The sequence below is a fragment of the Caulobacter sp. D5 genome (genome assembly GCF_003185805.1).
In the GTDB taxonomy this organism is placed as follows: domain Bacteria; phylum Pseudomonadota; class Alphaproteobacteria; order Caulobacterales; family Caulobacteraceae; genus Caulobacter.
On sequence record NZ_QHJY01000257.1, the window covers coordinates 1 to 10,462 of the forward strand.

Consider the following 10,462-nt stretch of genomic DNA (forward strand, 5'->3'; position numbering starts at 1 on the left):
GCCGCGCAGGTCGATGTTGGCCTGGCCGCCGTTCGACGGGTTGTTCGAGGTCGACGACACCGACGGCACGAACTGGGGCATCTGGTTGAGCAGGGTGTCGACCGTGACCGAACCGGTCTTCTCGATCTGCTCCTGGCCCATGGTCATGATCGGGCTGTTGGAGACGTAGTCGCGGCGCGCGATGCGCGAACCGGTGACGACGACTTCCTCGACGGCGGCCGGCTCGTCGTTCGTCTGGGCCTGCGCCAGGATCGGCGCTGCCGTCACGGCGATGACGAGCGCCGACGCGCTCAGAAGATAGGTATTTCTAGCCATTCATAGTCCCCAGTATTCGCCAAATCGCTTGTCGCGATGACGGCGTTCTGCGAAACAAGGTTCGCGATAGGGAAGACGAATGGCGTCGTTTCTTTTCTGAATTTCGGCGGAAATTCATGGAATGGGGCGAATATGTTGCGCGATATCGTTGTGATGAGAACGAGCTTGCTCACATTGCGTCGTTATCGGCATGGATTGATGAATTTGTGACGATGTAGTGTCGTTCTTGTTTATCGGCGGGTCGCTCAGGTTGAATTGCGGCCCCGGCGTGGCCGAAACCGGCGTGGCATGGCGGCAACAGGGCGGGGATGATCGTATACGGAGCCGCCGCGCTGGACTCCGTTCGGCGCGCCTGCTACATGCGCCGCCTCGCTCCAGGACCCCGTCCCGGGGCGTGTTCGTCGTTATTCGCTCGAATATGACGAGCCAAATCCGTGGAAGGGCCGCCAAGCCCGCACCACGGCTCACCAGCGAGGGCTTCGGCCCTCATGAGAGGATAGTATGGCTAAGAAGATCCTGGGCTACATCAAGCTCCAGGTGAAGGCTGGCTCGGCCACGCCTTCGCCCCCCATCGGCCCGGCTCTGGGTCAGCGCGGCGTCAACATCATGGGCTTCTGTAAGGAGTTCAACGCGCGCACCGAGAACGTCGAAAAGGGCACCCCCCTGCCGACCGTCATCACGGTCTACCAGGACAAGTCGTTCACCTTCGTCACCAAGACGCCCCCGGCGACCCACTACCTGAAGCAGATCACCGGCCTGAAGTCCGGCGCGAAGCTGACTGGTCGTGAGACCGTCGGCGAAGTGACGCGCACCCAGCTGCGCGAAATCGCCGAGAAGAAGATGAAGGATCTGAACGCCAACGATCTCGAGGCCGCCGCCAAGATCATCGAAGGCTCCGCCAAGGCCATGGGCCTGAAGATCGTGGAGGCCTAATCCAATGGCTAAGCAACCCAAGCGCATCAAGGCCTGGACCGGCGACCGTGACGCCACCCTGGCCGTCGCCGACGCCATCGCCCTGGTCAAGGCCAACGCCAAGGCCAAGTTCGACGAGACCATCGAAATCTCGGTGAACCTCGGCGTCGATCCGCGTCACGCCGACCAGCAGGTCCGTGGCGTCGTTCAACTGCCGTCGGGCACCGGCCGTGACGTCCGCGTCGCCGTCTTCGCCAAGGACGCCAAGGCCGCCGAAGCCACCGCGGCCGGCGCCGAAGTGGTTGGCGCCGAAGACCTGGTCGAAAAGATCCAGAACGGCTTCATGGACTTCGATCGCGTCATCGCGACCCCGGACATGATGGCCCTGGTGGGTCGTCTCGGTAAGGTGCTGGGCCCGCGCGGCCTGATGCCGAACCCGAAGGTCGGCACCGTGACCCCGAACGTCGGCCAAGCCGTGAAGGACGCCAAGGGTGGCGCCGTCGAGTTCCGCGTCGAAAAGGCCGGTATCGTTCACGCCGGCATCGGCAAGGCCTCGTTCACCGACGAAGCCCTGCTGGTCAACGTCAAGGCTCTGATCGACGCCCTGAACAAGGCCAAGCCGTCGGGCGCCAAGGGCGTGTTCGTCAAGAAGGTCGGCCTGTCCTCGACGATGGGTCCGGGCGTGAAGGTCGACATCGCCTCGATCACCGCCTAACGGCCGATCGAAGCTTTTGACTTCGGAGACGGGCGCTGGAGCGATCCAGCGCCCGTCTTGCGTTTGGGGGCGTCTTCAGGCGGGTTTGGCGGTTCGGCTAGCCGATGTTATCTTTCGGCTAGACGGAGATTGGTCATGGCCTTCCACATCCGCGACCCCGAAACCGACGCCTTGGTCCGCGAGCTTGCCGACAAAACGCGCCTTGGCATCACCGAGGCCGTGAAGCTGGCCGCTTCGGAAGCCTTGGCGGCGCGCGAGAAGGCGCAGGCGGAAAAGCTGGCGAAGGTCGAAGCCATCCTGGCCGAGTTCGACGCCGTGCCTCGGACGGGTCTCAAGGCGGACAAGGCGTTCTTCGACATGATCAACGGCGACTGATGTTCGTCGACGCCTCGGCCTGGACGGCCGTCTCGCTGAATGAGCCGGAACGGGATCGGCTGGTCGCTGCCTTGGTCGCTGCCGACACCATCCTGACGTCTTCGATCGCCAACTGGGAAACGGTCCGCGCCCTCGTGCGGGAAACCGAGGACGGGGTGAGCGAAGCCAGCGCGCGGTTGTTCAGCTTCCAGGCGAGCCTGAATGTTCGGATCGTCGAGATCGGCGCGGCCGAAGGCGTTCTCGCGCTCGAAGCCCACGCCCGTTTCGGCAAGGGCGTCCATCCCGCCAAGCTCAACATGGGCGACTGCTTCGCCTACGCCTGCGCCAAGGTTCATGGCGTCCCGCTGCTCTACAAGGGCGGCGACTTTTCCCTGACTGACATCGAGGCCGCGTGACGTCTGACGCTCCCAGGATCATCGACGTCGCCGTGGTCGGCGGCGGACCCGCCGGGCTGATCGCCGCTCAGCGCCTGGCCCAGGCCGGCCGCTCGGTCGTGGTGTTCGAGAAGATGCCGACCTTCGGGCGCAAGTTCCTGATGGCCGGCCGCGGCGGGCTGAACCTCACCCATTCGGAAGATTTCGAGCGCTTCGCCGCCCGCTATGGCCCGCGCGAGGCGGTGCTGCGGCCGATGCTCGAGGCCTTCACGCCGACCGATCTGGTCGCCTGGGCCAAGGACCTGGGCCAGGAGACCTTCGTCGGCGCCAGCGGGCGTGTGTTCCCCAAGGCGATGAAGGCCTCGCCGCTGCTGCGCGCCTGGCTGGCGCGGCTGGAGGGCTTGGGCGTCTCCCTGCGGACCCGGTCGGCCTGGGCGGGCTGGAGCGAGGACGGCGCCCTGCTGGTCGAGGGGCCGGACGGTCGCGAGACCTGGCGGCCGCGCGCCACGATCCTGGCCCTGGGCGGCGCCAGCTGGCCCAAGCTAGGCTCCGACGCAGCCTGGACGGAGACCCTGGAAGGGCAGGGCGCCGACGTCGCGCCCTTCGCCCCGGCCAATTGCGGCTTCGAGGTTTCCTGGAGCGAGATCTTCCGCGACCGCTTCGCCGGCGAGCCCTTGAAGAACGTCCGCCTCACCTGTGACGGCCGCCAGGCGCGCGGCGACGCCATGGTCGCCGGCTATGGCATCGAGGGCGGAGCGGTCTACGCCCTTGGCCCGGCCCCGCGCGAGGCCATCGCCCGCGACGGCGCGGCGGTGCTGACCATCGACCTGCGTCCCGACCTGCCGGCCGAGACCCTGGAGCGGCGCCTGTCCGGCGCGCGCGGCGGCCAGTCGCTGGCCAACCACCTGCGCAAGGCCCTGAAGCTGTCGCCGGTGGAGGTGAACCTGCTGCGCGAGGCCCATGGCCTGGACCTGCCGTCTGAACCGGCGGCCCTTGCGGCGGCGATCAAGGCCGGGCCGATCCGCTTGACGGCCGCCCGGCCGCTGGACCGGGCGATCTCGGCCGCCGGCGGCGTGACCTTCGACAGCCTGGACGGCCTGGCGCTGCGGTCGCGGCCCGACGTCTTCCTGGCCGGCGAGATGCTGGATTGGGAGGCCCCCACCGGCGGCTACCTGCTGCAGGCCTGTTTCGCCACGGGCGTGGCGGCAGCGCGGGCGGTGAACGAGCGGCTGGCGGGGTAGGGCGTTGCGCCCTTTTTCGTGACTCGTCACCAACGGGTTGAAACTTCCGAAACCCCCGTGTATACGGCCCGCCTCTCCGCTGGACTCCGGTTCGGCGGCGAACCTGTTTGAGAACTGCGGGGCGCGGGGTCACCAGCGCCATAATCGAGGAAGAGCCCTTCCTCGCCGTCGGGAGACAGGGATAGAGACGCCAAGATCTCCTCTCTCGCGGCTTTGCCCGAGTCAGGTGCGCGGCCGACTTTCCTTGGAACAGGCTGATGCAACTCGCGTGCGGGAGCGATCCCGCTTGTGGCGCGCATCTGGCTGCCGGAATGGTCCGGCCGCCTGCAACTGAGTAGGAGACCGCAATGGACCGCGCTCAAAAGCAGGAATCGATCGAGTCGCTGAAAAGCGTCTTCGCCGATGCCGGCGCTGTCGTCGTGACCCACTATACGGGTCTGACCGTTGCGGAAATGACCGACCTTCGTCTTCGCCTCCGCAAGGAAGGCGCCGCGATCAAGGTTGTGAAGAACACCCTGGCTCTGAAGGCTCTGGACGGCAAGCTCGGTGAAAAGGGCGACACGCTCTTCACCGGTCCGGTCGCCATCGCCTTCGGCCCGGACGCCGTCTCGGCCGCGAAGATCGCGGTGCAGTTCGCCAAAGAAAACGACAAGCTCAAGATTGTCGGCGGCGTTCTGGACCAGACCAACGTGCTCGACGAAGCCGGCGTGCGTGCTCTGGCGACCCTGCCGTCGCTGGACGAACTGCGTGGCAAGCTCATCGGCCTCATCCAGGCTCCGGCGACCAAGATCGCTGGCGTCCTGCAGGCCCCGGCTGCCCAGCTGGCTCGCGTTTTCAACGCCTACGCGACCAAAGACGCCGCGTAACGGTCATCCCCGCAAATCTATCCCAATCTCTCTAAGGAACTGACACATGTCGAAGCTCGAAAAGCTGGTCGAAGAACTGTCCACCCTGTCGGTGCTGGAAGCCGCTGAACTCTCGAAGCTGCTGGAAGAAAAGTGGGGCGTCTCGGCCGCCGCTCCGGTCGCCGTCGCCGCCGTCGGTGGCGCTGCTGCTCCGGTTGAAGCCGCTGAAGAGCAAACCGAATTCACCGTCGTCCTGCTGGACGGTGGCGACAAGAAGATCAACGTCATCAAGGAAGTCCGCGGCGTCCGTCCGGACCTCGGCCTGAAGGAAGCCAAGGACCTGGTCGAAGGCGTTCCGCAGAACGTCGTCGAAAACGTTTCGAAGCAGCAGGCCGACGAAGTCGCCAAGAAGCTGACCGAAGCCGGCGCCAAGGTCCAAGTGAAGTAATCCGGTTCCGCGTCGCCTGACGCGGATCTGGTCTTCATGACCTTACGAGACGGGCCTGGAGGGAAACCTCCGGGCCCGTTTTCGTTTTCCAGACCCTCTCCCTGAAGGGGGAGGTGGCCCGAAGGGCCGGAGGGGGAAGTCTCAGCTGACGTTGAGGCGGTTGCTGGTTCACAGGCCACATCCCCCTCCGTCGGCTTCGCCGACGCCTCCCCCTTCAGGGGGAGGGTCTTCCAATCCATTCCTCCCATCAATCACACCCTTGCCTTGACCTTCGCCGCGCCCGCCACTACGCCAGCACCAGGAAATGATAGCGGTAACTTAGTGGAGGAAATCGCATGGCTTGGCTGAACGGAGCGCGTCGACGCGCCCTGGCTTCTGGTCTGGTTTCGGGTCTGGCGCTGAGCGCCGCCGCCGGCCTCGCGGTCGCCGCCCCGACCACCACGGTCGATCGCAACGGCTCCTACGTCTCGGTCGAAACCTACGCCCCCAACGTCATCCGCGTGACCATCAGCCAGGACAAGGACCTGGCCAAGGCCGCCCCCGGCTACGGGATCAACGGTCAGCCCAGCGACAAGGGCTGGCGCCACGACCAGAAGGCCGGCGCCGACGTCTTCACCTCTTCGGAGCTGTCGCTGGAAGTCGTCGCCCAGCCCTGGCCGGGCGCCCCCAGCCTGCAGGAGCGCTATTTCGCCCCGTCGCTGCCGCCGGTGTCGATCAAGGTCCGCAAGGCCGACGGGACTTCGCTGGTCGATATGAACGGCTGGGAGCTGTCGCCCCACGTCGTCAGCGGCGAGAAGACCTACCGCGCCGGCGCCACCTTCTCGACCACGGCCGACGAGCACTTCTACGGCCTGGGCCAGAACCAGGAGTCGGAAGGCGCGCTCGACCTGCGCGGCCGCACCATCGACTGCAAGCACGACTACGACGCCCCGCACGGCGAGACGGTCTGCGTGCCGTTCCTGGTGACCAGCAAGGGCTACGGCATCCTCTGGGACAACCCGTCGGCCACCAAGATCTATCCGGGCGTCAACGGCCGCACCCTGTGGCAGTCCAACGTCGGCGAGCGCGTGTCGTTCTTCGTCATCACCGGCAAGACCACCGACGAGATCTACGCCGGCTACCGCGCCCTGACCGGCGTCACCCCGCTGCCGCCCAAGGCCGCCTTCGGCTACATCCAGTCCAAGGCCCGCTACGAGACCCAGGCCGAGTTCATGGCCGTGGCCGACGGCTACCAGAAGCGCGGCCTGCCGCTCGACATCATGGTGCTCGACTGGTTCCACTGGACGCGGATGGGCCAGATCGACATCGATCCGACCGCCTTCCCAGACCCCAAGGGCATGAACAAGACGCTGCACGACCGCGGCGTGCAGACCATCATCAGCGTGTGGCCCCGCTTCGAGCAGGAAGGCCGCTACTTCAACTACATGGCCGACAAGGGCTATTTCCTGAAGGACGCCGACGGCAAGGTCGTCGACGGCCTGCCGTTCCGCAGCGACCGCACCGGCGCCCTGATCGACACCACCAACCCCGAGGCCCGCGACTGGTTCTGGGACAAGATCCGCGACAACATCCTCTCGCAGGGCTTCGACTGGCTGTGGCTGGACGAGACCGAGCCTGACCTGGTGCCGTCGGGCTACTACTTCCACGCCGGCACGGGCGACCGCGTCCGCAACGCCTTCCCGCTGATGCACACCCAGCTGGCCGCAGACGGCTCGCGCCGCGACCGTCCGGACAAGCGCAACCTGATCCTGGCCCGCGCCGCCTATACCGGCGCCCAGCGCAACGGCAGCCTGTTCTGGTCGTCCGACATCTCGCCGACCTGGGAAGTGCTCAAGCGCCAGGTGCCGACCGGCCTGAACTTCACCGCCTCGGGCCTCGCGTATTGGGGTAACGACATCGGCGGCTGGCAGTGGCTGCCGCAGACCACGACGGCGACCAAGCCGCCGCTGCTCGACCCGTCGGACGCCCGCGCCGTGGTCGGCCAGAACAACGACTATCCCGAGCTCTTCACCCGCTGGTTCCAGTACGGCGTCTTCACCCCGACCCTGCGCGTGCACGGCATGCGCAAGGAGACCGAGCTGTGGTCGTTCGGCAAGGAGGCCGAAACGGTCCTGACCAAGTACGTCCGCCTGCGCTACGCGCTGATGCCGTACCTCTACTCGATGGGCAAGACGACCTACGACACCGGCGCGCCCTTCATGCGCGGCCTGTTCATGGACTTCCCGAACGACCCGAAGGTGGCCAACATCGGCGACCAGTACATGTTCGGCCCGGCCTTCCTGGTGGCCCCGGTCACCGACCAGGGCGTCACCGAGCGCGACGTCTACCTGCCGGCCGGCGCCGACTGGTACGACTACTGGACCAACCAGAAGTACACGGGCGGCCAGACGATCCGGGTGAAGGCCCCGATCGACACCATCCCGCTGTTCGTCCGCGCCGGTTCGATCGTGCCGATGGGCGCGCCGATCCTCAACACCAGCCAGCCCCAGGCCATCAGCGCCGTGAAGGTCTGGCCGGGCGCCGACGCCGAGTTCTCGCTCTATGACGACGACGGCGTCACCAACGCCTACGAGAAGGGCGTCGGCAAGACGGTCAAGCTGCGCTGGGACGACAAGGCCGGCAAGCTGACCGCCACCGGCGACAAGGCCCTGGCGGCCCAGGCCCAGGCCGCGGTCCAGGTGGTGAAGTAGGAGACGAAGAGGGGAGGGCGGAAACGTCCTCCCCTCTTTTGCATAAGTCTCCCAAGTTTGGTTGGGGCTAACTCGCTAGCGAAAATCTCGCCTGTAGAATTTCTCCTGCTCGGCGGAAATTTGCGATTGCGGAGGGTTCCAACCAAAATGATCGAATAATTCTAAGAGCAGGCTGTTTGCGACATTTGCGGCGCCTTCGCTCCATTCGTCAGGGTGAACAGTCCTTTTCAATTTTATAGTTTCTGCTTTGGTGGTTTTGAGGTCCCAAAAAGGCATGCGGCCAGGTCCCGTTTGGAGGTTTCGATCGCGCGTGTTGTTGAGATCTATAAAAACCACTGTTCCGTTTGAATGTGCGCCGTGAATGAAGAGGCGATGCGCGAATTCCAAAAATTCCGTAACTGCAAATATTGAATCTGTAATAAATAGGCTTTTGCCCTGCGTGTAGAACATGGAATTTGGAACTTCGTAGTGTAGCGCCTTGTATGCTAAAAACTGACCGCTGCGATACATGCGCCAGAACTCGATCTGTCCATCCCAGTCACACCAGTTTTCGACATAGTTTTCGCCTCGCTCGGCTGCTCCGCTAGCGCCGTTGTGACGTTGGATGTGGGGAAAGTCCCAGCCGCGTACCGCCACTCGATTTTCGTCTACAATTTTGGCCGCTTGCTCGAATGAAAGCGGATGCGTTAGCGTGCCGAGGGGGCGAAGATTGACCCGCCAGTGTCCAAACGATCTAATGCGCTCAATTAGCTGCGGCTCCATCACAGGCCTCCCAGCTCAGCGTCATAATCTTGGTCGCCTTGTTCCGCGACAAAGCCCAGTCGGCGAAGTCGCCGTGCGGCTAGTGCCGCGGCGCGTTCAATAATATCGCGCATATCTGCGCTATTATCGACGCGTGCACTTTGAGGGCGTCTGGTACGACTCCGAAAATAGATCGTTCCAGCGTTTACCTCGGTGCCATCACGTTTGCAGATGACTGGCCCCTCATCGAACGGGGAAACATCTATAATCACAAACTGAAGACCTTGCCGATCAGCAGCGACGATGCGTCGAAATACAACGCGCGGATCGGCGAAAGGCGCGATTTGATCCCGCATTACTTCTGCGTCGAATGTCGCGATTTGTTCTGGAGTTAAGCCCTGGCGAGCATAGGTGTTGTCTTCAACGCCGATAACGATGCGACCACCATCGATTACGTTGGCCAAGGCCAGGATATCGCGAACAAGCGACTGGCGATCCCAAGCCATCGCTCCCTTGAATTCAAGGGTGTCGGTTTCCTCTGCGCCATTGAGTAGCGCTTCAAGTTCGTCCGTGTTCACGGTTCAGCCCCCGAGCCAGGGCCATTTCTATGCAACTGCGCTTATGATGCAAGGATTACGCGTGCATTCGCCCTCTCGGCCTTGGCTAGCGATTGGGCGTTGTTCAACTACATATGCTGGTCGATCTCGAACCTATTAAGGTGTTGGTATCGGCATTTGCTGTCAGGCGTCGTTTCCTGGCGCCTACGCTGCTCGCTCCGCCAACGCCTTCGCCACTTCTTCCAGCCTCAGGCCCCAGTCATCCGCCCCCTCCGGCGCGAAGGCGCGCACGTTGGGGTACCAGGGGCAGCCGCCGGTCCCCAGCAACGGCCAGAGCGGGTTGGAGGCGAGGATCCAGGTTTCGACGCCGCAGGCCGCCGCCAGATTGCTGGTGGCGGTCATCGGGCCGATCATCATGTCGAGCGCGCAGGTCAGGGCCGTGACGCCCTCCAGGTCCTGCATCAGGTCCAGGCCCGGCGGCTCGTGGATCTCCAGCCCCTGCGCGGCGGCCTGGGCCAGCTCCGGTCCGGGCTCGCCGTACTGCAGATTGACGAACACCGCGCCCGGCGTGCGCAGCACCGGCGGCCAGGCCTCGAACGGGGCGAAGCGGCGGTTGCGCAGGCCGCCCATCAACCGGCTGCGCCACATGAAGCCGACCTTGCGGCCGGGGCCCAGGCTCGCCAGCCAGTCCTTCCAGTGCGCCAGCCGGTCCGGATCGGGCGACAGGAAGGCGCGGCGGGCGAAACGGTCGGTCGTCGGCCGCAGCAGCGGCAGCAGGGCGCCCATCGGGGCCCAGGCGTGGTGCTCGTCGCCAGCGTCCGGGACGTGGCGGGTCACGCGGCCGGCCAGGCTGGTGCCGACGTGGGGGACCACCCGCACGCCGGGGAAGGCGCGGGCGAACAGCGAAACCAGGCGAGGCTCCACCGCCAGGGTCAGGCGGCCGGCGGGGCCAAGCGCGGTCAGCAGGTCCGGCAGCATCGAGCCGAACAGCACCTCGTCGCCCAGGCCCTGCTCGCCGACCAGCAGCAGCGAAAGGCCGCGCAACGGGCGGGCCGGCGTCCAGCGCTCGCCGGGAATGTCGAAGGCCATGGCCTCGCGGCGTTCGGGCAGCAGGCGGGCGGCATAGTCGGCCCAGCCGCCGGCCAGGTCGCCCAGGCACAGCTGGGCGAAAGCGCGGGTCATGCGCACCGAGGCGGCCTGGGGCGGGGTCGGGGCGGCGGCCAGGGCCGCATCGCAGGCGGCCAGGGCG

At 65.3% G+C, this 10,462-nt stretch carries 10 protein-coding genes and 2 pseudogenes; 8 read left to right on the plus strand and 4 right to left on the minus strand.

The genetic code is table 11. The features are described from left to right. Positions 1-315: pseudogene (locus DMC18_RS16795) on the minus strand (TonB-dependent receptor); the annotation flags it as partial. Positions 316-816: 501 nt separating this feature from the next. Between DMC18_RS16795 and rplK the strand changes: the two are divergent. The 8 genes from rplK (at position 817) to DMC18_RS16835 (ending at position 7,915) form a co-directional block, all read left to right on the plus strand. Next, on the plus strand, positions 817-1,248 hold the full coding sequence (gene rplK / locus DMC18_RS16800; RefSeq protein WP_007661528.1) for a 50S ribosomal protein L11: 432 nt from the start codon (positions 817-819) through the stop codon (positions 1,246-1,248). 4 nt (positions 1,249-1,252) lie between these two features. Continuing rightward, positions 1,253-1,942, plus strand: a complete 690-nt coding sequence (rplA, locus tag DMC18_RS16805; RefSeq protein WP_110117857.1) for a 50S ribosomal protein L1 — start codon at positions 1,253-1,255, stop codon at positions 1,940-1,942. A gap of 135 nt (positions 1,943-2,077) precedes the next feature. Continuing rightward, positions 2,078-2,317, plus strand: a complete 240-nt coding sequence (locus DMC18_RS16810) for a type II toxin-antitoxin system VapB family antitoxin (RefSeq protein ID WP_110117856.1) — start codon at positions 2,078-2,080, stop codon at positions 2,315-2,317. Continuing rightward, positions 2,317-2,712, plus strand: a complete 396-nt coding sequence (locus DMC18_RS16815) for a type II toxin-antitoxin system VapC family toxin (protein WP_110117855.1) — start codon at positions 2,317-2,319, stop codon at positions 2,710-2,712. Before DMC18_RS16810 ends, DMC18_RS16815 begins: the two co-directional genes overlap by 1 nt. Further along, positions 2,709-3,932 carry a TIGR03862 family flavoprotein gene (locus tag DMC18_RS16820; protein WP_110117854.1) on the plus strand — a complete coding sequence of 408 codons (1,224 nt, stop codon included), beginning with the start codon at positions 2,709-2,711 and terminating at the stop codon, positions 3,930-3,932. Before DMC18_RS16815 ends, DMC18_RS16820 begins: the two co-directional genes overlap by 4 nt. A 347-nt stretch (positions 3,933-4,279) precedes the next feature. Then, the gene (rplJ, locus tag DMC18_RS16825; RefSeq protein WP_110117853.1) at positions 4,280-4,798 is read left to right on the plus strand and encodes a 50S ribosomal protein L10; all 519 of its coding nucleotides are present in this window, start codon (positions 4,280-4,282) and stop codon (positions 4,796-4,798) included. A gap of 46 nt (positions 4,799-4,844) precedes the next feature. Next, complete coding sequence (rplL, locus tag DMC18_RS16830) at positions 4,845-5,225, plus strand: 50S ribosomal protein L7/L12 (protein WP_110117852.1); 381 nt, start codon at positions 4,845-4,847, stop codon at positions 5,223-5,225. 335 nt (positions 5,226-5,560) lie between these two features. Further along, entirely contained in the window at positions 5,561-7,915 is a 2,355-nt protein-coding gene (locus tag DMC18_RS16835; protein WP_110133123.1) for a glycoside hydrolase family 31 protein, read from the plus strand. A gap of 75 nt (positions 7,916-7,990) precedes the next feature. Here the strand turns inward: DMC18_RS16835 and DMC18_RS25670 are convergent, their stop codons facing one another. From DMC18_RS25670 to DMC18_RS26105, 3 genes and pseudogenes are all read right to left on the minus strand, one after another. Beyond that, positions 7,991-8,677 (minus strand): hypothetical protein, encoded by a 687-nt coding sequence (locus DMC18_RS25670; RefSeq protein WP_146218102.1) that lies wholly within the window; start codon positions 8,675-8,677, stop codon positions 7,991-7,993. Beyond that, positions 8,677-9,234, minus strand: coding sequence for a helix-turn-helix domain-containing protein (locus tag DMC18_RS16840; RefSeq protein WP_110117850.1), 558 nt, complete (start codon positions 9,232-9,234; stop codon positions 8,677-8,679). Before DMC18_RS16840 ends, DMC18_RS25670 begins: the two co-directional genes overlap by 1 nt. A gap of 183 nt (positions 9,235-9,417) precedes the next feature. Next, positions 9,418-10,462, minus strand: a pseudogene (locus DMC18_RS26105) (flagellar protein FlbA); the annotation flags it as partial.

What these genes read in the sequence shown, in the direction of transcription:
- rplK (WP_007661528.1), top strand. Translation starts at nt 817, where the DNA reads ATGGCTAAGAAGATCCTGGGCTACATCAAGCTCCAGGTGAAGGCTGGC.
- rplA (WP_110117857.1), top strand. Translation starts at nt 1,253, where the DNA reads ATGGCTAAGCAACCCAAGCGCATCAAGGCCTGGACCGGCGACCGTGAC.
- DMC18_RS16810 (WP_110117856.1), top strand. Translation starts at nt 2,078, where the DNA reads ATGGCCTTCCACATCCGCGACCCCGAAACCGACGCCTTGGTCCGCGAG.
- DMC18_RS16815 (WP_110117855.1), top strand. Translation starts at nt 2,317, where the DNA reads ATGTTCGTCGACGCCTCGGCCTGGACGGCCGTCTCGCTGAATGAGCCG.
- rplJ (WP_110117853.1), top strand. Translation starts at nt 4,280, where the DNA reads ATGGACCGCGCTCAAAAGCAGGAATCGATCGAGTCGCTGAAAAGCGTC.
- rplL (WP_110117852.1), top strand. Translation starts at nt 4,845, where the DNA reads ATGTCGAAGCTCGAAAAGCTGGTCGAAGAACTGTCCACCCTGTCGGTG.
- DMC18_RS16835 (WP_110133123.1), top strand. Translation starts at nt 5,561, where the DNA reads ATGGCTTGGCTGAACGGAGCGCGTCGACGCGCCCTGGCTTCTGGTCTG.
- DMC18_RS25670 (WP_146218102.1), bottom strand. Translation starts at nt 8,677, where the DNA reads ATGGAGCCGCAGCTAATTGAGCGCATTAGATCGTTTGGACACTGGCGG.